Origin of the sequence: Rheinheimera texasensis (genome assembly GCF_964031785.1) — a bacterium.
GTDB lineage: Bacteria > Pseudomonadota > Gammaproteobacteria > Enterobacterales > Alteromonadaceae > Pararheinheimera > Pararheinheimera texasensis_A.
On sequence record NZ_CAXIRE010000022.1, the window covers coordinates 317,363 to 339,701 of the forward strand.

Below are 22,339 nucleotides of genomic sequence, written 5' to 3' on the forward strand. Positions count from 1 at the left end.
TAATATTTCTGACATAAAACTCATCTAAGCTTTGCAGCATCCGAAAAGTCAGTCCTGGATGTGTAAACATGCAACAGACCTCCACGTCAGCCCCAGTCACTGCAAGGCAATCTTTATTGCCAAGTGGCGAGAAACGGGCCCGTCTGCGCCGTTGGCGCAGTTTTAAAGACAAAATGTCCAAGTACGGCATCGCCTTTGCCGGCATCAGCGTAGTCGCAGCCTTTGCGACTATTTTCATTTATCTGTTCTCCGAAGTCGGACCGATTTTTTCTTCGGCCAGTGTCGAACCGGAACAGAGTTATCAAATCAACAGCGATAAACCGCTGTATACCAACTTGGAACGTTACAGCGAAGTTGGCTTAAATGTTTCAGCCAGCGGCGAGTTGCAGTTCTTTGATGCGATGACAGGCGCTGCCGGTGAAAAAGTTCAGCTGGCATTGCCTGCCGACACGACGATTTCGGCTTTTGCCCGTGGTGAGCCACGCTCTGGTTTACTGGCGCTGGGTTTGTCAAATGGTCAGGCGCTGGTGATTAAACACGAATACAACCTGAGCTACCCGAACGACAAACGCAAAGTAGTGCCGGTGGTGACTTATCCGCTTGGCGAAGCGCCGTTGGATTTAAATCCGGGCCAGGCGCTGAAAAGTCTGGCGGTGCAGGAAGGCAGTGCCGGCACTGCGCTGGTTGCTTTCAGCGCCGACGGCAAGCTGAGTTACCATGTGTTTGAAGCCCAGACCGAGTTTATGACCGGTGAAACCACGCTGGTGCGCACTGATTATCCGCTGCCGGATGCGCCAAAAAATGTCAGCCGGATTTTACTGGATACGACGTTACACAACCTGTTTATCGCCGAAGGCAACGAGAAGATTCACTATTACGATGTCACAGATCCGGCGCAGGCGCGTTATGTTGAAGCCGTCAATGCGGTGGCAACAGGTCAGCAGGTCAGTGCAGTGGAATTTCTGGTTGGTGCTGTATCGCTGATTGTCGGCGGTTCAGATGGCAGCCTGAGTCAGTGGTTCCTGGTGCGCGATGAACATAATAATTTCCACTTAAAACATATCCGTGATTTTGCACAGCACCCGGCGGCCATTCGCCAGATCGAACCTGAGTATTCGCGCAAAGGTTTCCTGGCACTGGATACCTCAGGCCATTTGGGTATTCACTACGGCACTTCCGCCCGCACCTTGTCGCTGGAACCACTGGTGGAAGGTACAAGCTTTGAACGCATTGCTATCAGCCCGATTAACACGGCGTTACTGGCTTTTGCCGGCGACGGCAAAGTGCAGCGTTTTGCGCTGGAAAACGCCCATCCTGATGTCAGCTGGAAAGCGATGTGGAATGAGGTCTGGTACGAAGGCCGTGGCGAAAAAGACTATATCTGGCAGGCGTCTTCTGGCTCTGACGAGTTTGAAGCCAAAATGAGCCTGGTGCCGCTGGCACTGGGTACTTTAAAAGCTGCGTTGTTTGCGATGTTGTTCGCCACGCCGCTGGCCATCATGAGCGCACTGTACACCGCCTATTTCATGACGCCGAAACTGCGCGGCAAGGTCAAACCGACGATTGAAATTATGGCGGCACTGCCAACGGTGATCCTGGGTTTCCTTGCTGGTTTGTGGCTGGCGCCTTTTGTCGAAAAATACTTAAGCGCGGTGTTTGCCATCCTGCTGTTGTTGCCGCTGATGATGGTGCTGACGGCGTATTTGTGGCGCTTTGTCCCGCGCAGCTGGCGCGAGCGGTTTGGTCTGGGTTGGGAAGTTGTGATCCTGATCCCGATGATCATCGGCTTTATCTGGTTGTGTGTCAGTTTAAGCCCGGCGGTTGATCAGCTGTTTTTCAACGGCAGCCTGCGCCAGTGGTTTACTGACAACGGCATCACCTATGACCAGCGCAATGCTCTGGTGGTTGGGATTGCCATGGGATTTGCCGTCATTCCGAATATCTTCTCAATTGCCGAAGATGCGGTGTTTAACGTACCGCGCCATTTGACCCAAGGCTCGTTAGCGTTGGGTGCTACACCTTGGCAAACCATGATGGGCGTGGTGTTACCAACTGCAAGCCCTGGCATTTTTGCTGCTGTGATGGTGGGTTTTGGCCGCGCCGTCGGTGAAACCATGATTGTGTTGATGGCGACCGGGAACAGCCCTGTGGTCAACTTCAATCTGTTTGAAGGCATGCGCACCTTATCCGCCAATATCGCAGTGGAGTTACCGGAAACAGCTGTAGGCAGTACCCACTTCCGCGTCTTATTCCTGGCGGCGTTGGTGCTGTTTGTCTTTACCTTTATTTTCAACACGTTGGCTGAAGTGATTCGTCAGCGGTTACGTCAACGCTTCAGTAATCTGTAATTCGGAGTGAACGGCATGAGAGCTTGGTTTAAAACGGGAACTCCGTGGATTTGGTTAAACGCCGGCGCAATCGCTTTGTGTCTGGTGATGGTGATTGGCGTATTGGGGCTGATTGCCGTGCAGGGCGGTAGCCATTTCTGGCCGGCGGATTTACAACGGGTTGAAGCGGTACAGGCCGATGGCAGTAAAAAAACGCTGTTAGCAGAACATGTCCGTACTGAATTAGTCAGTGCGGTCACGCTAAAAGATTCAGGCGTTGCACTGCCGGACAATGCCGAAAGTTATGCCCGGCATTTACTGAAATTAGGTAACCGCGACGTCTATGGCCGTGATTTCGCCTGGTTTTTGGACCACGACCTGAGCGGTTGGGAAAAACCTGCCAACGCCATTGTGATTGAACGGCGCGAGTGGGGGAATTTCTACGGCTTCCCGCAGCAATTGTTGCAGCAGGATAAAGTGCTGGCTGAAGGCGAAGCCTTATGGCCGGCGTTACAAGAAGCCATGGCACGTGCCAATGATTTACATGATGAGATCACCGATATCGAAAAAGGTGATATCGGTAAAATCAACAAGGCACTGGAAGCGCTGCGGCTAGGCAAACGCACCATGGAATTACAGGGCGCGAGCGCAGCCGAAATCAGCCAGTATGCGCAGCAGGCTACAGAAGAACAGGCCGCTTTGGATGCGCAGTATGCGCAGCTGCAGCAAAAGCTGGAAGATTTGTACGCACAGGCCAAACGCGACAGCTTGAAAGTCGTTACTGCCGAAGGTAAAGAGCTGACTATCAGTCTGTCCAATATTGTGCATGCCCATATGCCGAACCAGATGTCGTTGCTCGACAAATCGGTGCACTACGTGGTGTCTATCTGGAATTTCCTCAGTGACGACCCGCGTGAAGCCAACACTGAAGGCGGTATTTTCCCGGCGATTTTCGGCACTATCACTATGGTGATCCTGATGTCGATTATCGTCACGCCATTTGGTGTGCTGGCGGCGATTTACCTGCGTGAGTATGCCAAACAAGGCACTATGCTGAAAATTATCCGCATCTCGGTTTATAACCTGGCCGGTGTACCTTCGATTGTGTACGGCGTGTTTGGTTTGGGCTTCTTTGTCTACATCATGGGCGGCAATATTGATGCGCTGTTTTACCCGGAAAAATTACCGGCGCCGACTTTTGGTACGCCAGGTTTGTTCTGGGCCTCGCTGACGCTGGCGCTGTTAACGCTGCCAGTGGTGATTGTGTCGACTGAAGAAGGTTTGTCGCGAATTCCAAGTACCATCCGGATGGGCAGTCTGGCGCTGGGTGCCACCAAATCTGAGACTTTATGGAAAGTGGTAGTGCCGCTGGCGACGCCGGCGATGATGACGGGGCTGATTTTGTCGATTGCCCGCGCTGCCGGTGAAGTGGCACCGCTGATGCTGGTGGGCGTGGTGAAACTGGCACCGACTTTACCGGTCGACGCTACCTTCCCATTTGTGCATTTAGACCAGAAAATCATGCACTTAGGCTTCCATGTTTACGATGTTGGCTTCCAGAGCCCGAACGTTGAAGCCTCGCGACCACTGCTGTACGCCACGGCCTTAGTGTTGGTGCTGCTGATTGTGGTGCTGAATATGGCGGCCATTCATTTGCGCAATAAACTGCGGGAAAAGTATCGCAGCGAATCTGACTAGCATCCAAAGATCCGAGGGGTGCCGACAGGCACCAGCCGGCGGGGCGCAAAGCGTCCCGCTCAGAACCAGAACCGAATATTAAGAGTGAACTGACGTATGACCACACAACAAATTCTGAACGGCTACAGTGAGCTGAATCTGGCAGATGAAAAAATCAAGCTGGAAGTCAATGACTTGCGTCTGTATTACGGTGAATCGCAAGCGCTGAAAACCATCAATATGCAGATCCCGGAAAAACGCGTGACGGCCTTTATCGGCCCTTCAGGTTGTGGTAAATCGACGCTGTTGCGTTGCTTTAACCGGATGAATGACCTGGTCGACATCTGCCGCATCGAAGGCAAAATTTTATTGGACGGCCAGAACATTTATGACAAAGCCGTCGATGTTGCCGAGCTGCGTCGTCAGGTAGGCATGGTATTCCAGAAGCCAAATCCATTCCCAAAAACCATTTATGAAAACGTCGCTTATGGCCTGCGCCTGCAAGGCGTTAATGACCGCCGTGTGCTGGACGAAGTGGTGGAAACCTCGTTAAAAGGTGCTGCGCTGTGGAACGAAGTCAAAGACCGTCTGCACGACAACGCCTTTGGTTTGTCTGGTGGTCAGCAGCAGCGTCTGGTTATTGCCCGCGCTATCGCGATCGAGCCGGAAGTATTGTTACTGGACGAACCGGCTTCAGCACTGGACCCGATTTCGACGTTAAAAATTGAAGAGTTAATCAACGAACTGAAAGAGCGTTTCACCATCGTCATCGTCACCCACAACATGCAGCAGGCTGCGCGGGTGTCCGACTATACTGCCTTTATGTATATGGGCAATCTGGTGGAATATGATGCGACCAACAAGATGTTTACCAATCCGTCGCAACAGCAGACTGAAGACTACATCACTGGCCGTTTTGGTTAATCACCCGACTTAAGCAGAGGTTTTTATGGATAAACTGAATTTAACCAAACATATTTCCAGCCAGTTCAATGACGAAATTGAACAGATCCGTAACCACATTATGGCGATGGGTGGCCTGATTGAGCAGCAGCTTTCTGATGCACTGAATGCGATTGCCGGTAGCAATGCCGAACTGGCGCAGCAGGTCATAGCCAATGATTTGCTGGTTAACGACTGGGAAATCAAAATTGATGCTGAGTGCACGCGCATCATCGCCAAACGCCAGCCGGCCGCCAGTGATTTGCGGTTGATCCTGACGATTATCAAAGCAATTTCTGACTTAGAACGCATTGGTGATGAAGCAGAGCGGATTGCCAAAGTGGCGCTGGAATCTTTCAGCAGTGCGCAGCAGGATTTGCTGGTGAATCTGGAGAACATGGGCCGTCATGTCGCACAGATGCTGCATGATGTGCTGGACGCTTTTGCCCGGATGGATGTTGAAGCAGCGCTGGCGGTTTATAAAGAAGACAAAAAGGTCGACCGGGAATATGAAGCTATCACGCGACAGCTGATGACTTACATGATGGAAGACCCGCGTTCAATCCCCAAAATCATGAACGTGTTGTGGTCAGCCCGTGCGCTGGAGCGCATTGGTGATCGCTGCAAAAATATCTCCGAATATGTGATTTCGTTTGTGAAAGGCCGGGATGTGCGCCACAGTGATGAAGACAGTCTGGAGCAAAATGCCCGGAGCTGAATTTTCGCTGAATAAGCGCTGATATTCGCAGAAGTCAAGCCGGCAGGGTGCAAAATAACTGCCGGCTTTGGCGTTTTATCTGCATGATCGCGTTTTTATTACCGTTGTGTTGCAGTAAAATACGCGCCGACTTTCGTCCACTACAAAACCAAGAGGCAAAGCTATGCCAAGTGCATTTTTGGCTGTTTTCGCAAAATCTCCAATTAAACCAATTGAAGAACATATTCGTAAGGTCCTGGCGGCCAGCGAGCAGTTACTGCCGTTTTTCGCGGCGGTATACATCAAGGATTGGACTACTGCAGCGGAAGTAAGAAAAGTTATCGTCAGCTTAGAAAAAGAAGCTGACAATTTAAAACGCGACATTCGCGTACACCTGCCAAGAGGTTTGTTCTTGCCGGTTGATCGCACCGATATTCTGGAGCTGGTCTCTCAGCAAGACAAAATCGCCAACAAAGCAAAAGACATCACCGGCCGTGTGTTAGGCCGCGAGCTGGAAATTCCGGCTCCTATCCAACAAGAGTTCAATGCCTATCTGCAACGTTGTATCGATGCAGTCGCTCTGGCATGTGAAGCAATCAACGAGCTGGACGAGCTGCTGGAAACTGGTTTCCGCGGCCGTGAAGTAGACCTGGTGGTCAAAATGGTCGAAAAAATCGACGAGATTGAGCACGACACCGACCAGATGCAAATCAGCCTGCGTAAGTACGTGCGCAAAGCGGAAGACACGCTGAATCCGGTCGATGTGATGTTCCTGTACCGCACTTTGGAATGGGTTGGCGATCTGGCCGACACTGCCCTGCGGGTAGGTTCACGTCTTGAAATCATGCTGGCTCGTTAAGCGTAAAGGGTAATCAATCATGGAAATTCTGGCTCAATATGGCCAGGTGCTGGTGTTTGTCGCCGCACTGTTTGGCTTTATCATGGCATATGGCGTGGGCGCGAATGACGTCGCCAACGCAATGGGAACATCTGTTGGTTCCAAAGCATTAACAATTAAGCAAGCAATTGTTATCGCAGCTATTTTTGAATTCACTGGTGCGTTTTTTGCCGGTGGTGAAGTGACCTCAACCATTCGCAATGGCATTGTTGATTCTGCAGTGTTTGCGCCTGTGCCTGAACTGTTGGCCTACGGCATGATCGCGTCATTGCTGGCGGCCGGTACCTGGCTGTTAGTGGCTACTTATTACGGCTGGCCGGTGTCTACCACGCATTCAATCGTTGGTGCTATCATCGGTTTCTCTGCCGTCGGTGTTGGTATCGAATCGGTTAAATGGGATGAAGTCGGCGGTATCGTTGGTAGTTGGGTGATCACCCCAATGCTGGCAGGTGTATTAGCTTACCTGCTGTTTATGAGTGCCCAGCGCCTGATTTTTGATACTGACAATCCGTTGGCTGCAGCGAAAAAGTTTGTGCCTTATTACATGGTATTTGCTGCCTTTATCATGGCTTTTGTTACCGTGACCAAAGGCCTGAAACACGTTGGTCTGCACCTGACCGACACTGAAGGTTTCCTGCTGTGTATCGCTATAGCTGTGGTTGCCGGTCTGATTGGTAAATTAGCCATCAGCCGGGTCAAAATCGACCCGGAAGCGGACAAAGAAATGCACTTTAACAACGTAGAAAAAATCTTCGGTATTCTGATGATTTTCACCGCTTGTTGTATGGCTTTTGCCCACGGTTCTAATGACGTTGCTAACGCCATTGGTCCTTTGGCTGCTGTGGTTGGTGTCATTGAATCCGGTGGTCAAATTCTGGATAAAGTGTCGCTGGCCTGGTGGATACTGCCGTTAGGCGCCGTCGGTATCGTGATTGGTCTGATGACCTTTGGTGCCCGGGTTATCGAGACCATTGGCTCTAACATCACGCACCTGACACCAAGCCGTGGTTTTGCCGCTGAAATTGCTGCAGCCAGTACTGTGGTGATTTCATCTGGTTTAGGTTTGCCTATTTCTACTACTCAAACGCTGGTGGGTGCAGTGTTAGGTGTTGGTATGGCGCGTGGTATTGCAGCACTGAATTTAAGTGTGATCCGCAACATCTTTGTGTCCTGGGTAGTAACACTGCCAATCGGCGCTTTCCTGTCGATTGTGTTCTTCTACATCATCAAACTGATTGTTGGCGCGGCATAACGTTGCTGTGCCGAAAAAACCGCCTCCGGGCGGTTTTTTATTTTCGGCCCTAAACCACCTACTTCCACAGGTGGTTATCAGACACAACGCGTCGTGTTGTTAAAAAATGTCGGGATTGATCCAGACCAAAGTATCAGCGGTATCCGGCGCATTTAGGTTGCAGCATGCCGGGCGCTGGACTAGCATCGTCATCGCTATCTTCGCAGATAATTCAATCGATATAACGGAATTTATGATGAAACGACTGCCCAGTGTCAAACAACTGCAATATCTGTTAGCTCTGCACGAACATCAACATTTTGGCAGGGCGGCAGACGCCTGTTACATCGGCCAGTCTACCTTAAGTGCGGCGATTGCCAATCTGGAAGAAACCATCGATGCCCAGCTACTGGAACGTGATCACAAGACTTTTATCTTTACTTCATTAGGTGAGGATGTGGTGCGTCAGGCGCGTTATATCATTGAACAATGTGAAGAATTAGCTGATTTTGCCCGCAATCAGGGCAAGCCAATGACCGGGCAATTCCGCCTCGGTTGTATTCCGACTATTGCGCCTTTTGTGCTTAGTGAAGTGATGGCGCTGAGCCGCCAGCGTTATCCGGAGCTGCAGCTGTTATTGCGCGAAGACACTTCGGAAAATTCGCTCAGGGCTTTAACCGAAGGCCGGCTGGATATGGTGCTGCTGGCGTTGCCTTATGAAACTGGTGCTTTGCATACAGAAGTGCTGGCGCAGGACGCCTTTAAACTGGTGCTGCATAAAGACTGGCAAAACCGCGGTTTTAGTCAGGATATTTCACAGTGGCCTGATGAAAGTATTTTTTTGCTGGAGCGTGAGCATTGCCTGACTGGTCATGCGGTGAAAGCTTGTGAGCTGGAGGATTCGCGCAAAGTAAATCCGTTTTTTGCCACCAGCCTGCATACCTTAACGCAGATGGTCAATAACAAGCTTGGTGTGACTTTTATGCCGCAGATGGCAATTAACAGCGGTTTGTTGCAGGGCACTGAACTCATTACTCAGGCACCGTCGAATAACGGCGCAGCCCGTGATATCGGCGTCGCGTGGCGGCCGACATCCAGTAAGTCCCGCAACTACCGGTTGATGGCGACTTTGATTGCTGAAGTATTGCAGCAAAAATGTGCTGACAACACGGCGCTCTGAAGCCAACAGACGCTATGGCCGCTGACGGAACTTACTGAAATATAAAGGATGTTCTGCCAGCCGCCGGTCTGGCAATAACAACAGCAACATCAGAGCAAACAGATTAAAAACCGGCAACAAACCGGTCGACGCAAACAGACGGGGTGAATAACCTTTTTCTCTGGCCAGCTGGTAACTGTACCAGCTGAGGATGAGTTGACTGGCGGTGAATAAAATCAGACTAAACCAGATATCCATCTTGACTCCCTGTATGTTCAGATGTGCTGTATAAGCGCGTCCTGCGCCAGCTCCGATTATAGAACAGCATCGCCAGTGTGCACCGCGAAATTGCCTTTATTTCTGTAAGCCAAAAGCCTCAGCGCAGCGATAAACTGAAGGCGCTGCTATCAGCTTTTTAACCTCATCGATGCTCCCGGTCATTGAGAAACAGCGACCGGATCAGTAGACTGTGCGGCCGGGCGCGCGCCCATCAATTCCAGAGTTTGTCAGTAAAGCGGACCTGCTATGCAAAAATCAGATTTTTCTTTTGAGCTGCCTGAGCAGCTAATTGCCCGTTTCCCACAACCAGAACGTTCTGCCAGCCGGCTGCTGAAGTTACAGCGCCAGAGTGGCGCCATTGAGCATACGCAGTTTAAAGCTGTGCTGGATGCCATTAATCCGGGCGACCTGCTGGTGTTTAACAATACCCGGGTGATCCCGGCGCGGCTGTTTGGCCAGAAGACTTCCGGTGGCAAAGTGGAAGTGTTGGTCGAGCGGCTGCTCGATGACAAACGTTTTCTGGCGCATATCCGGGCCAGTAAAGCGCCAAAACCCGGCAACCGTTTAGTCCTGGAGCAGGATGCTGAAGTCGAAATGACCTGCCGCCACGGTGAGTTATTTGAATTGACGTTGTTGTCCAGCGAGCCGGTGCTGGCGATGCTGGAGCGGCTCGGTCATATGCCGTTACCGCCTTATATCGACAGACCTGATGCTGAAAGCGACCGCGAGCGTTATCAGACGGTCTACAACGCCAAACCTGGCGCTGTGGCAGCGCCAACTGCCGGGTTACACTTTGATGAGCCATTGTTGGCAGCACTCAAAGCCAAAGGCGTAGAGTTTGCTTTTGTCACTTTGCACGTCGGCGCTGGCACTTTCCAGCCGGTGCGGGTTGATAATATTCTCGAGCATCAGATGCACGCCGAATATATCGAAGTGCCGCCGGAAGTGGTGGTAGCGGTCGAGGCCTGTAAAGCACGCGGCAAGCGGGTGATTGCTGTCGGCACTACCTCAGTGCGCTCGCTGGAATCGGCGGCCCAATTTGCCAAAAAGGCGGGACAGCCGTTGCTGCCTTATTATGGCGACACACAGATTTTTATTTATCCGGGGTATCAGTTTGCCGTGGTCGATGGGCTTATCACCAATTTCCATTTGCCGGAATCGACGCTGATTATGCTGGTATCGGCGTTGTGTAGCCGCGATATTATTATGCATGCATACCAGGAAGCCATCGCCGAGCAGTATCGGTTCTACTCTTATGGCGATGCGATGTTAATCCTCTGATTGCTGCAGGGTCGGGCTGTCAACATCAGGCCGGCTTTCTGTTACAATCGGACGTTTTTTAAAAGGCTGGACTGTTTTTCCGGCCAATGAGGTCACAATGAAATTTGAATTAATGAAAACCGACGGCAAAGCCCGGCGCGGTCGTATGACATTTGCCCGTGGCGTGGTTGATACACCAGCCTTTATGCCGGTCGGTACTTACGGCACAGTCAAAGGCATGACGCCGGAAGAACTGGCCGATACCGGCGCGCAGATTTGCCTCGGCAATACCTTTCACCTGATGCTGCGCCCCGGCACCGAAATCATCCGCAAACACGGCGACCTGCATGATTTTATGCACTGGGACAAACCAATCCTGACTGACTCCGGTGGTTTTCAGGTGTTTAGTCTCGGTGAACTGCGCAAAATAAAAGAAGAAGGCGTGACTTTCCGTTCACCGCTGAATGGCGAAAAAATTCAACTGACGCCGGAGCGCTCGATGCAGGTGCAGCGGGATTTAGGTTCAGATATCGTGATGATTTTTGACGAATGTACGCCGTACCCGGCGACAGAACAGCAAGCAAAGAAATCGATGGAAATGTCGTTGCGCTGGGCCAAACGCAGTAAAGACGCGCATGGTGACAATCCATCTGCGCTGTTTGGCATCATTCAGGGCGGCATGTATCCGAACCTGCGTGATGTATCGTTAAATGGCCTGGAAGACATCGGTTTTGATGGTTACGCTATCGGCGGTTTGTCGGTCGGCGAACCGAAACATGAAATGATCAAAATCCTCAATCACACCACTGACAAAATGCCGGCACATAAACCGCGTTATCTGATGGGCGTCGGTAAACCGGAAGACCTGGTGGAAGGCGTGCGTCGGGGCATTGATATGTTTGACTGCGTGATGCCAACCCGCAACGCCCGCAACGGTCATTTATTCGTCAGTAACGGTGTGATTAAGATCCGTAACGCCAAATACAAAGACGATATCGCGCCTTTGGACGAAAATTGCGACTGTTACACTTGTAAAAACTATTCGCGGGCATATCTCCATCATCTCGACCGTTGTAATGAGATATTGGGCGCGCGGCTCAACACTATTCATAACCTGCACCATTATCAGAAGTTAATGCAAGGGTTACGCAATGCGATAGAACAAGGCACACTGGATGCCTTTGTGACCGATTTTTATGCTCGTCGTGGTCTGACAGTACCAGCGTTGGACGCTCCGGTGCCTGTCGTTGAAACCACAGCGGCGGTCAGTGAATAAAATTTAAAATTAAGCTTTAAAAACTAAGGGGATAACAATGAGTTTTTTTATTTCTGATGCACAAGCACAAACTGCAGCTGCCGGTCAGCCTGGTGGTGGTTTAGATCTGGTGATTATGCTGGCCGCTTTTGGTCTGATCTTTTATTTCATGATTTTCCGTCCGCAAAGCAAACGGATGAAAGAGCACAAAAACCTGATGGCGTCGCTGGCCAAAGGTGATGAAGTGCTCACGCAAGGCGGCCTGGTTGGCCGTATTGCTAAAATCGCTGAAGACAAAGATTTTGTCGTGATCGCGCTGAACGACACGACAGAAGTGACAGTGCAAAAAGGCTCGATCAGTGCCGTACTGCCGAAAGGCACGATGAAATCGCTGTAAGCAGCCCGGAAGGAATTTACTGTGTTAAATCAAAACTCAATCTGGCGTTATCTGCTGGTGGTAGTGGTGATGGTGGTCAGTTTTATCTACGCCTTGCCCAACATTTACCCCAGCGACCCATCGCTGCAAATTAATGCGACCCGTGGTGCTGAAGTCACTGCTGAAGTCGTGGAAAAAATCAACACTGAGCTGACTGCCAAGCAAATCAGCAGCAAAAGTGTCGTGCTCGAAGACGGTCAGGTACTGGCGCGTTTTCTGACCACTGAAGACCAGTTAAAAGCCCGCGAAGTCATTGAACAGCTGCTTGGCGACAAATACGTTACGGCGCTGAATCTGGCCCCGGCCACACCGGCCTGGATGGACAGCATCGGTGCGTCACCGATGAAGCTGGGTCTGGACTTACGCGGTGGTGTGCATTTCCTGATGGAAATCGACATGAAAACCGCAATGGACAAAAACGTCAACGATTTGGTCCAGAGTTACCGCTCCGATTTACGTGAAGCCAAAGTGCGTTACCGCTCCGTCACGGCTGATCTGCCGAAACAAGCTGTGGTATTGACCTTCCGTACACCGGAAGACGTGAAGGCTGCGCAAAAAGTACTGTCAGAAAAAGACCGTGACATGGTGTACACCGATGCGCCGGACAACACGCTGATCGTCAGCTTCTCAGAAGCAAAAGTCAAAGCGCTGCGTGAAGACGCAGTGGCGCAGAACATTACCATCATTCGTAACCGCGTCAATGCGATTGGTGTGGCAGAACCACTGGTGCAACGTCAAGGCGCTGAGCGTATTGTCGTGCAATTACCAGGGGTGCAGGATACGGCCCGCGCGAAAGAAATTCTGGGTGCAACCGCGACCCTTGAGTTCCGTTTAGTGGACGAAACAGCAGATGCAGTCAGTGCTGTCGCAGGCCGCGTGCCTCCTTCCTCACAGCTGTTTTATGACCGTGCCGGCAACCCGGTGGTGCTGCAAAAACGCATCATGTTAACTGGTAACCATATCGTCGGTGCCAATGCTGGTTTTGATGAATACAGCCGGCCACAGGTCAATATCGACCTGGATGCCAAAGGTGGAAACAGCTTCTCTGCCGCGACGAAAGATGCGATTGGCAAGGCGATGGCCACAGTCTTTATCGAATACAAACCAACCACGCGTAAAGATGCAGATGGCAAAACCATTCTGGAGAAAAAAGAAGAAGTGGTGTCTGTTGCCACTATTCAGGCCCGTTTAGGCCGTAGTTTCCGCATCACTGGCCTGGATGCGCCGGGTGAAGCACAGAATCTGGCGGTGTTACTGCGCGCCGGTGCTCTGATTGCGCCTATTCAAATCGTGGAAGAACGCACCATTGGTCCAAGCCTGGGCCAGGAGAATATCGACCTCGGCATGAACGCCATTCTGTGGGGCATGCTGGCTGTGGTTGGTTTTATGGTGTTCTACTACAAATGGTTTGGCGTGGTGGCAAATATTGCGCTGGCCTGTAACGTGGTGTTGCTGGTCGGCATGATTGCGATGATCCCGGGCGCTACGCTGACGTTGCCGGGCATGGCGGGTATTCTGCTGACGGTCGGTATGGCGGTTGACGCCAACGTGTTAATTAATGAACGGATCCGTGAAGAGCTGGGCAATGGCCGCTCGGCGATGCAGGCTATCCATGAAGGCTATGACCGCGCTTTTGCTACCATTGCCGACTCCAACATCACGACGCTGCTGGTTGCGTTAATCCTGTTTGGCGTAGGGACTGGTCCGGTCAAAGGCTTTGCGGTGACGCTGGCACTTGGCATCCTGACTTCAATTTTCACGGCGGTTGTGATCACCCGTCTGATCGTCAACGCCGTGTGGGGCCAGCGCCGCGGTGCTGAGCTGCCAATTTAAGGAGTTAAAGATGCTACGGATTTTTACCTATAAACATGCACTGAACTTTATGCGGTTTAAGTGGCATGCGTTGATTTTCTCCACCATTCTGGTGCTGGGCTCGTTATTCAGTCTGTTCACCAAAGGGCTGAATCTGGGGCTGGACTTCACCGGCGGCACTGTGATTGAAGTTCAATTTGACCAACAGGCAAATCTGGACAAAGTCCGGACGGCATTGGGGGAAAGCGGCTTCCATGACGCACAAGTTCAATACTTCGGTAGTAGTCAGGATGTGATGATCCGGATTGCGCCGCGTGCTGGTGTTGAGCAAAAGGTGATTGGTCAACAAATCCTGGAAGCCGTGAATAAAGCTGCGGAAACTCCGGTCACGGTGAAAAAGGTTGATGTGGTTGGCTCGGCTGTCGGTGATGAACTGAAAGAAGACGGCTTCCTCGCGGTGCTCGCGGCGATGGTCGGCATTCTGATCTATGTTGCCGCCCGTTTTGAATGGCGTTTTTCGGTCGGCGCCGTCGCTGCGTTGATGCACGATGTCATTATTACGATGGGTGTGTTTTCGATTACCGGTAAAGAGTTTGATTTGACGGTATTAGCGGCAGTGCTGGCGCTGATTGGTTATTCCATCAACGATACTATCGTGGTGTTTGACCGCATCCGGGAAACCTTCCGTAAAGTGCGGGATCTGACCACTGATGAAGCAGTCAATGAGGCGATTACCACGACGTTGAGCCGTACGACTATGACATCGTTCACCACGGCTTTGACCCTGATGGTGTTGTATGCCATTGGCGGTGCCATGATCAACGGCTTTGCTTTTGCGCTGCTGTTTGGTATCGCGATTGGTACTTACTCTTCCATCTTTATCGCATCGGCATTGTCAGTGATTTTAGGTGCCAGCCGTGAAGATCTGATGCCAACGGTGATTGAAAAAGAAGGTGCGGATACGCCATCGATTTAAACCAAACCAAGCCAGTCCAGTGACTGGCTTTTTTCTGCGGGGTGTTCAATGAGTAAACAACATAATACCGGCTTTCTGGCGATGGTCGATGCAGCAAAAAGCCGGGTACGGGAAATCACCATCGAGCAATACAATGCGCATCAGGCACCTTGTGTCCTGATTGACGTGCGGGAAGATCTGGAATGGCAAAAAGGCCATTTACCGCAAGCGATGCATATCGGTAAAGGCGTGATCGAACGCGATATCGAAAGCAAAGTGCAGGATAAACAACAAACTTTAATCCTGTATTGCGGCGGTGGTTTTCGTTCAGCCTTAGCGGCTGATGCACTGCAGCAGATGGGCTACAGCGATGTGCTGAGTCTGGCTGGTGGTTACACGGCCTGGGTCAATGCCGGTTTACCTGTTGTGCAGGATTAAGCGCTAAAAAACTGAAAATCGCCACAAATTGCTCCTGCATTTGCGGCGTACCGTACATCCTGTACATAAAAAACGCCGGCAAATGCCGGCGTTTTTAATGGTGATACTTAGCGCATCAGCGATTCAGGCAGGTGCGGACGCATGCCTTTTAACATGGCTGCCAGCACTTTTGGGTTACCAGCCACCACGTTGCCGCTTTTCAGTTGGTTATTGCCACCAACGAAGTCGCTGACCAGGCCACCGGCTTCGCGCACAATCAGTTCACCTGCAGCGATATCCCATGGTTTTAAGCCGATTTCCCAGAAACCGTCTAAACGGCCTGCGGCGACATAAGCTAAATCCAGCGCAGCTGAACCGGTGCGACGGATGTCCGCAGCAGTGGTGAAGAAGGTCTTAAAGGTTTCGGTGTAAGCGTCCAGTTGATGTTTTTGCTTAAACGGGAAACCGGTCGCCAGGATAGTACCGCTTAAATCTGTCGCATTGGTCACGCGGATACGGCGGCCGTTTAACTGCGCACCACCACCACGGCTGGCAGTGAAAACTTCGCCACGCAGCGGGTCGTAAATCACTGCCTGATCGAGCTTACCATTGTGGCGCAGCGCGATAGAGACGGCGAAGTGGGGGATACCTTTGATGAAGTTGGCGGTACCATCGAGCGGGTCGATGATCCATTGGTATTCACTGTTGAAGCTGCCGTAATCGCCGCCTTCTTCACCGATAATATCGTGAGTCGGGTAAGATTTACGCAGGATTTGCACTATGGCCTGTTCTGCTTCTTTGTCGACGTTGGTGACAAAGTCGTTGGTGCCTTTCTGGCTGGTCTGAACCATGTCAAGTTGACCACAAGCCCGGGCGATGATATTGCCTGCGCCACGCGCAGCACGAACAGCGATGTTTAACATCGGATGCATAGGGTGAATACCTTATTGTATAAAGAACAGTCAAAAGAGCGGCGCGTATTGTAGCCGCTGGGCGGTAAAAGTAAAGCAATTTTGCGCAGCTGACGGCCTGCTGCGCAGAGGGCTATTCTGCCTGCTCGGGCACTTTCACACCTACTTTGCGGATTTGCTGACCGTCAAGCTCTGCCACTATCCAGCTCATGCCGGACCACTGCAAAGTGTCGCCGACCACAGGTTTGCCGCCGAGTTTTTTGCCGAGATGATCAGATAAGGTGACCGCATCGCCGCAGGTGGATAAATCCAGCGCGTAGAACATAGCTAAATCCTCCAGCCGCGCAGCACCATCCAGCATAAAATCGCCGAAAAACTCGAAGTCGAAATTACGTTGCGGTGTTTCACTGAACATCCGGCCTAACACCGGTAGATCGGCGTCGTGGCCAATGATACAAAGCACGTCGCCGGCCATCAGCTTACTGCTACCGGACGGATGCAGCAGTTGATTGTCGCGGAACAAAGCGACAATGCGGGTATTCTCCGGCATGTTCAGCTGTTTTAATTCACTGCCAATACACCATTTATCCGGGTTTAGTTTGTAGACAAACATTTCCCACTGGCTGGCGAGTTCTACCTCAATACCGGCGCGGGACACCGGCGACGGCATCGGTGGCACCACCACATGGGCTTTCTTCGCAAAGAACCCCAAGGTGGTGCCTTGTAACAGCAGTGACACCAACACGATGAAAAACGCTACATTAAAAAACAGCTGGGCATTGGGCAAACCAGCCATCAGCGGGAACACCGCCAGAATGACCGGTACCGCACCGCGAAGGCCCACCCAGGAGATAAAAGTACGCTCGCGCAGTGTAAAGCTTTTAAACGGCAACAGGCCGATAAACACTGATAGTGGCCGGGCAAACAGAATCATCCACAGCGACAGCAACAGTGCCGGCACCGCAATAGGCAGCAATTCGCTTGGCGTTAACAACAAGCCAAGCACTAAGAACATACCGATTTGGCTGAGCCAGGCCAGGCCATCAAACATATGCAAAATACCGTGGCGGTTGCGGATGGGCTGATTGCCCAGCACCAGACCACAGACATAAACACTCAAAATACCACTGCCACCAACCGAGCCGGACACCGCGTACAGGAACAGGCCACCACTGACAGCCAGTAACGGATAAAGGCCGTCAGCGATATGAATGGTGTTGATGAGTTTCAACAGTACCCAGCCGCCGGCGAGGCCCAGCAGGATGCCGACGCCAAATTGCTGAAATAAACTGACAATGACTTTCCACTCGAAGTGGGTCTGGCCTGCTGCCAGCATTGAGATCAGTGTGACGGTTAAAAACATCGCCATCGGGTCGTTACTGCCCGACTCGATTTCGAGCGTGGCGCCAACCCGTTCGTTCAGGCCTTTGCCATTGAGTAAATTAAACACCACGGCCGCATCAGTAGAGCCAACAATAGCGCCAATTAACAAGCCTTCGAGCGTGGTTAAATCAAACAGCCAGGCCGCGGCGAGGCCAGTGAGACCCGCCGTGATCACCACACCAACAGTCGCCAGTGACAAAGACGGGCCTAATGCTACGCGGAAGCTTTTTACATTGGTGCGCATGCCGCCATCAAGCAGGATCACCGCAAGCGCCAGGTTACCGACCAGATACGCCATGGAATAATCATCAAACACGATGCCGCCGGGGCCATCCACCCCGGCAAACATCCCGACGGCGAGGAAAATCACCAGAATAGGCACGCCGATTTTGCTGGCCACTGAGCTCATCATGATGGCTGCAGCAATCAGGACAGCACCCAACAGGAATAAATTATTGATGGTCGTAGCATCCATGAGGGGGCTCCTGTACTGGCTCTAAACTTGGTAAAAATGCTCGCAGCATTAAAAATGCAGGTGTTAGGCGGTAATTTCAACCGATAATTCAGTATTTAATTAAATAAATATTTTTTATTGTTTTAAAACAAATAGATAGATTGGATATTTTTTTAGTCTTGTCTGGTATAAAGCACTGTTTCCATCGATTGCGATACGGTGACAGACCGGTTTGCTGCTCTCTACGCCTGATTCTGCTGATTCTGCTGATTATTACGCAATTCAGGCTGATTCAGTCTGCTGTATTCACCGCGTCCTGCTGCACTAAGGCTATCAATGCGGATATATCCGGGGCATTGATTTTACTGACACAACATTGCTGTTGGGCAAAAAAATGGCGCTGTACCCGTAAAGTCAGCTCCGTGAGCGTCCAGACAGGTCCGGTCTGACGGAAAGTGTACTGAGTGTCAAAAGTCCACTGCAGCCCCGCGCTATCGATGAAGCAGTCTGCGCCGAATAACAGCGCCTGCGGCTGCTGCAAAAATTGTTGCAGTGCAGGCAGGCTGGCAAGCGGCAGCAGCTCGTCACAGCCAGAATAAACAAATAAAACCGGAAACCTGATGCTGGTCATGTGCTGTGGGTACCGCGCTATGTTGCATTGTTGATTAACTTAGCGAAAACGCCAGCTGCTGTCGCGACAATCTGTTTTTGTCAGATGCCGATGATGGCCTAAATAATAACGGCAGCTAAAGCTGCCGTTATTTTGTATCAATGCAGGGCTAACATCTGTTAGTGGCGGAAATGCCGCACGCCGGTGAACAGCATCGTCATGCCGTGTTCGTCTGCAGCCGCAATGACTTCAGCATCACGCATGGAACCGCCTGGCTGGATCACGGCTTTGATACCAGCTGCTGCCGCGGCGTCAATGCCATCGCGGAACGGGAAAAACGCATCAGAAGCCATCACTGAGCCTTTGACTTCCAGGTTTTCGTCGGCGGCTTTAATCCCGGCGATTTTGGCGCTGTACACGCGGCTCATCTGGCCGGCGCCCACGCCAATGGTCATCGAGTCTTTGGCGTACACAATGGCGTTGGATTTGACGTATTTCGCCACTTTCCAGCAGAACAGCAGGTCGCGCAGTTCTTCCGCTGTAGGCTGACGCTTAGTCACGACTTTTAAATCGTCGAGGCCAACCATCTTCTGGTCGCGGTCCTGTACTAACACACCGCCGTTGACGCGTTTGATGTCAAAACCTGTGGTTTTGTCTGACCACTGGCCACATACCAGCAGACGCACGTTGGGCTTTTTCGCCACGACTGCTGCGGCTTCTGCAGTAGCGGTTGGCGCGATAATCACTTCAACAAACTGGCGGCTGACAATGGCTTCGGCCGTCGTTGCATCTAATTCGCGGTTAAAAGCGATGATGCCGCCGAAGGCTGACGTTGGGTCGGTTTGATAAGCGCGGTTGTACGCGGCCAGAATATTGTCGCCAATCGCTACACCACATGGGTTAGCGTGTTTCACGATAACACAGGCTGGTTCGGCAAATTCTTTCACGCATTCCAGCGCCGCATCAGTGTCAGCGATATTGTTGTACGACAGCTCTTTGCCCTGCAGCTGCGTGGCGCTTGCGACTGAGGCTTCCTGAATGCTGTTTTCGACATAAAATGCCGCCGCCTGATGGCTGTTTTCGCCATAACGCAGGTCTTGTTTTTTGGTGAACTGAGCGTTAAACGTGCGCGGGAATTTGCTTGGTGCAGCTTCCGGGGTGTCGTAAGCCGGCAACATTGCGCCGAAGTAGTTGGCGATCATGCCGTCATACTGGGCGGTGTGTTCATAAGCGCTGATGGCGAGGCTGAAACGGGTGGCGTGGGTGGTCGCGCCATTGTTGGCTGCCATTTCCGCCAGCACTTTGTTGTAGTCGGCGGCGTTGACCACAATAGTCACGTCTTTGTGGTTTTTCGCTGCAGCGCGCACCATAGTTGGGCCGCCGATGTCGATGTTCTCGACTGCATCTTCCAGTGTGCAACCGGCTTTCGCCACTGTTTGCGCAAATGGATACAGGTTCACTACGACTAAATCGATTGGCTTGATGCTGTGAGTGTCCATCACACCTTCGTCAGTGCCACGGCGACCTAAAATACCGCCATGTACTTTTGGATGCAGGGTTTTGACCCGGCCGTCCATAATTTCCGGGTGACCGGTGTAGTCGGATACTTCAGTGACGGGGATACCGGCATCGGCCAGCAGTTTTGCCGTCCCACCGGTTGACAGCAGTTCAACGCCCTGCGCATGTAAGGCTTTGGCAAATTCCAGCATGCCGGTTTTGTCAGATACACTTAACAAGGCGCGGCGGATAGGTAAATTTGAGCTCATCGTTAGTCTCTTCTGTTAAATAAAAATCCGGGTCGGGACAGCCAGGGGTTGCAGAAGAATAGTCGGGGAAACCTGGCTTGTCCGCTGAAAGCAGGTTGCAGCATGAACCTGGCTTCCAGAAACAAAAAAGCACCCGAAGGTGCTTTCTGGCGGGACTCCTCCCGCGGGGGCATTAACTCATGCCGTATTGTTTCAGCTTCTTGCGCAGCGTGCCGCGGTTGATGCCCATCAGGTTGGCGGCCCGGGTCTGGTTGCCGCGGGTGTATTTCATCACTTCTTCCAGCAGAGGGCGTTCCAGCTCTGACAGGACCAGCTCGTACAGGTCGTTGACGTCCTGACCGTTCAGCTGTTGCAGGTAATTCGCCACCGCTTTTTGTACCGCGTTACTTAAAGGCTGCGGTTTTTCCTGAGTCTGTACATGGGCGTTGGTGATAAATGGCGAAGTCACGTTTTGATTAAACATTGCCTAGTCTCTTTTACGTTAGGTTGCTGCTAGTTGTTCGAAATACTGATTTAAAGCATCGATTTGCTGTAACGCGTCCTCAATGCCATTAAATTCACTGCGAAACAGTCCTGCGCTGTCTTGTTCGGCCAGATACCATCCCACATGTTTGCGGGCGATTCTTGGACCTAACACATCACCATAAAGCTGATGCAGACCGCGGACATGTTCCAGCAAAATCTGCCGCACTTCCTGCAATGCAGGCGGCGGAAGTTCTTGTCCTGTGGTCAGATAGTGCACCACTTCCCGGAAAATCCAGGGCCGGCCCTGTGCCGCACGGCCAATCATAATGGCGTCGGCACCGGTATAATCGAGCACAAACCGGGCTTTTTGTGCGCTGGTGATATCACCATTGGCTACCACCGGAATAGACACCGCCTGCTTGATGGCGCGGATAGTGTCGTACTCGGCTTCACCTTTATACATACAGGCTTTGGTGCGGCCATGCACCGCTAAAGCCTGAATGCCGTTGTCTTCGGCAAGCCGCGCAATCTGGACACCGTTTTTGTGTTCCGGGTCCCAGCCTGTGCGGATTTTCAGTGTAACGGGCACATCCACTGCCGCGACCACTGCCTGAATAATCTGCTCTACCAAATCCGGGTACTGTAACAGTGCCGAGCCGGCCAGCTTCTTATTCACTTTCTTCGCCGGACAACCCATATTGATGTCGATAATCTGGGCGCCATGTTCGACGTTAAATTGGGCTGCTTCCGCCATCTGCTGCGGATCTGCACCTGCAATCTGCACCGACCGTAAGCCGGTTTCATCTGCATGTGACATCCGTTTTAATGACTTTTCGCTTTGCCAGACCAAAGGGTTGCTGGACATCATTTCTGATACAGCTAAACCGGCACCAAACCGGCGGCACAGCTCACGAAAAGTGAAATCTGTTACACCAGCCATCGGGGCGCAAATCACATTGTTGTCAAGTTGATAAGGACCGATGCGCACCGCTTCATCTCTGGGGTCTACCCTCAAGGGGCGCTAAGTTTACGGATTTTTGCCCACAATGCAAAGGCTAATATTTAAACAAAAATATAAATTTATCCGGGGTTGGCGGGTTGACAATCGCTAAACGGCTGAAAATTGGACTTATCGGTTTCAGGAATGCGGGCTGGCGTGGAGATTTGTCGCAGAAAATTGTGCCGCTGTTGAATTTGTCACCACTGAGGTGTTGCCAAATATGGTGGATTTATAAAAAAGGCACCTGAATTTACAGGTGCCACAGGCAGAAATCCCAGGAACATGGTTTGGGGTCGACAAGAGCTGAATGTGCCTGCTGGTACAGCTCATATTGTTATAGTATAACATTTCTTGTTGTGGCGACAGGTATTGTGAGTCGTCTGCGATTAAAAGGTGATATTTCCG

General features: G+C 51.6%; 20 protein-coding genes. 13 read left to right on the top strand and 7 right to left on the bottom strand.

From position 1 onward, the window contains the following. Positions 1-68: 68 nt before the first annotated feature. The 7 genes from ABNT34_RS18160 to ABNT34_RS18190 all read left to right on the top strand — a co-directional run bounded on the left by ABNT34_RS18160 (position 69) and on the right by ABNT34_RS18190 (position 8,952). Positions 69-2,348: an ABC transporter permease subunit gene (locus ABNT34_RS18160; protein ID WP_348734173.1), complete on the top strand. Its 2,280-nt coding sequence runs from the start codon at positions 69-71 to the stop codon at positions 2,346-2,348. A 15-nt stretch (positions 2,349-2,363) separates the two neighbouring features. Then, the gene (gene pstA, locus ABNT34_RS18165) at positions 2,364-4,025 is read left to right on the top strand and encodes a phosphate ABC transporter permease PstA (protein ID WP_348734175.1); all 1,662 of its coding nucleotides are present in this window, start codon (positions 2,364-2,366) and stop codon (positions 4,023-4,025) included. A 96-nt stretch (positions 4,026-4,121) separates the two neighbouring features. After that, positions 4,122-4,928 carry a phosphate ABC transporter ATP-binding protein PstB gene (gene pstB, locus ABNT34_RS18170; RefSeq protein ID WP_348734177.1) on the top strand — a complete coding sequence of 269 codons (807 nt, stop codon included), beginning with the start codon at positions 4,122-4,124 and terminating at the stop codon, positions 4,926-4,928. Positions 4,929-4,953: 25 nt separating this feature from the next. Beyond that, positions 4,954-5,664 carry a phosphate signaling complex protein PhoU gene (phoU, locus tag ABNT34_RS18175; protein WP_031568685.1) on the top strand — a complete coding sequence of 237 codons (711 nt, stop codon included), beginning with the start codon at positions 4,954-4,956 and terminating at the stop codon, positions 5,662-5,664. A 163-nt stretch (positions 5,665-5,827) separates the two neighbouring features. Then, positions 5,828-6,502, top strand: coding sequence for a DUF47 domain-containing protein (locus ABNT34_RS18180; RefSeq protein ID WP_348734180.1), 675 nt, complete (start codon positions 5,828-5,830; stop codon positions 6,500-6,502). Positions 6,503-6,521: 19 nt separating this feature from the next. Continuing rightward, complete coding sequence (locus tag ABNT34_RS18185; RefSeq protein WP_348734182.1) at positions 6,522-7,793, top strand: inorganic phosphate transporter; 1,272 nt, start codon at positions 6,522-6,524, stop codon at positions 7,791-7,793. Positions 7,794-8,028: 235 nt separating this feature from the next. Then, positions 8,029-8,952 (top strand): LysR substrate-binding domain-containing protein, encoded by a 924-nt coding sequence (locus ABNT34_RS18190; protein ID WP_348734183.1) that lies wholly within the window; start codon positions 8,029-8,031, stop codon positions 8,950-8,952. A 12-nt stretch (positions 8,953-8,964) separates the two neighbouring features. Here ABNT34_RS18190 and ABNT34_RS18195 read toward each other — a convergent pair whose 3' ends face one another. Then, positions 8,965-9,189: a hypothetical protein gene (locus ABNT34_RS18195; RefSeq protein ID WP_348734185.1), complete on the bottom strand. Its 225-nt coding sequence runs from the start codon at positions 9,187-9,189 to the stop codon at positions 8,965-8,967. A gap of 267 nt (positions 9,190-9,456) precedes the next feature. Between ABNT34_RS18195 and queA the strand changes: the two genes are divergently transcribed. The 6 genes from queA to ABNT34_RS18225 all read left to right on the top strand — a co-directional run bounded on the left by queA (position 9,457) and on the right by ABNT34_RS18225 (position 15,366). Beyond that, positions 9,457-10,491, top strand: coding sequence for a tRNA preQ1(34) S-adenosylmethionine ribosyltransferase-isomerase QueA (gene queA, locus ABNT34_RS18200; protein WP_348734187.1), 1,035 nt, complete (start codon positions 9,457-9,459; stop codon positions 10,489-10,491). Positions 10,492-10,588: 97 nt separating this feature from the next. Further along, a complete protein-coding gene (gene tgt / locus ABNT34_RS18205; RefSeq protein ID WP_348734189.1) occupies positions 10,589-11,746 on the top strand; it encodes a tRNA guanosine(34) transglycosylase Tgt in 1,158 nt (385 codons plus the stop codon). Between the two features lie 37 nt (positions 11,747-11,783). Then, entirely contained in the window at positions 11,784-12,122 is a 339-nt protein-coding gene (gene yajC / locus ABNT34_RS18210) for a preprotein translocase subunit YajC (protein ID WP_208933294.1), read from the top strand. Positions 12,123-12,143: 21 nt separating this feature from the next. Further along, entirely contained in the window at positions 12,144-13,994 is a 1,851-nt protein-coding gene (gene secD, locus ABNT34_RS18215) for a protein translocase subunit SecD (RefSeq protein ID WP_348734192.1), read from the top strand. A gap of 10 nt (positions 13,995-14,004) precedes the next feature. Next, positions 14,005-14,949: a protein translocase subunit SecF gene (gene secF, locus ABNT34_RS18220; protein WP_348734194.1), complete on the top strand. Its 945-nt coding sequence runs from the start codon at positions 14,005-14,007 to the stop codon at positions 14,947-14,949. A 48-nt stretch (positions 14,950-14,997) separates the two neighbouring features. After that, positions 14,998-15,366, top strand: a complete 369-nt coding sequence (locus ABNT34_RS18225; protein WP_348734196.1) for a rhodanese-like domain-containing protein — start codon at positions 14,998-15,000, stop codon at positions 15,364-15,366. A 107-nt stretch (positions 15,367-15,473) separates the two neighbouring features. Here the strand turns inward: ABNT34_RS18225 and suhB are convergent, their stop codons facing one another. The 6 genes from suhB to dusB form a co-directional block, all read right to left on the bottom strand. Beyond that, positions 15,474-16,277, bottom strand: a complete 804-nt coding sequence (suhB, locus tag ABNT34_RS18230) for an inositol-1-monophosphatase (RefSeq protein WP_031568663.1) — start codon at positions 16,275-16,277, stop codon at positions 15,474-15,476. Between the two features lie 112 nt (positions 16,278-16,389). Beyond that, positions 16,390-18,114 (bottom strand): potassium/proton antiporter, encoded by a 1,725-nt coding sequence (locus ABNT34_RS18235; protein ID WP_348734198.1) that lies wholly within the window; start codon positions 18,112-18,114, stop codon positions 16,390-16,392. 271 nt (positions 18,115-18,385) lie between these two features. Further along, a complete protein-coding gene (locus ABNT34_RS18240; protein ID WP_348734200.1) occupies positions 18,386-18,724 on the bottom strand; it encodes a DUF4144 family protein in 339 nt (112 codons plus the stop codon). 158 nt (positions 18,725-18,882) lie between these two features. Continuing rightward, positions 18,883-20,469 (bottom strand): bifunctional phosphoribosylaminoimidazolecarboxamide formyltransferase/IMP cyclohydrolase, encoded by a 1,587-nt coding sequence (gene purH / locus ABNT34_RS18245; protein WP_348734202.1) that lies wholly within the window; start codon positions 20,467-20,469, stop codon positions 18,883-18,885. A gap of 172 nt (positions 20,470-20,641) precedes the next feature. Beyond that, positions 20,642-20,932 carry a DNA-binding transcriptional regulator Fis gene (gene fis / locus ABNT34_RS18250; protein ID WP_031568655.1) on the bottom strand — a complete coding sequence of 97 codons (291 nt, stop codon included), beginning with the start codon at positions 20,930-20,932 and terminating at the stop codon, positions 20,642-20,644. An 18-nt stretch (positions 20,933-20,950) separates the two neighbouring features. Beyond that, positions 20,951-21,922, bottom strand: a complete 972-nt coding sequence (dusB, locus tag ABNT34_RS18255; protein WP_348734205.1) for a tRNA dihydrouridine synthase DusB — start codon at positions 21,920-21,922, stop codon at positions 20,951-20,953. Positions 21,923-22,339: the final 417 nt, after the last annotated feature.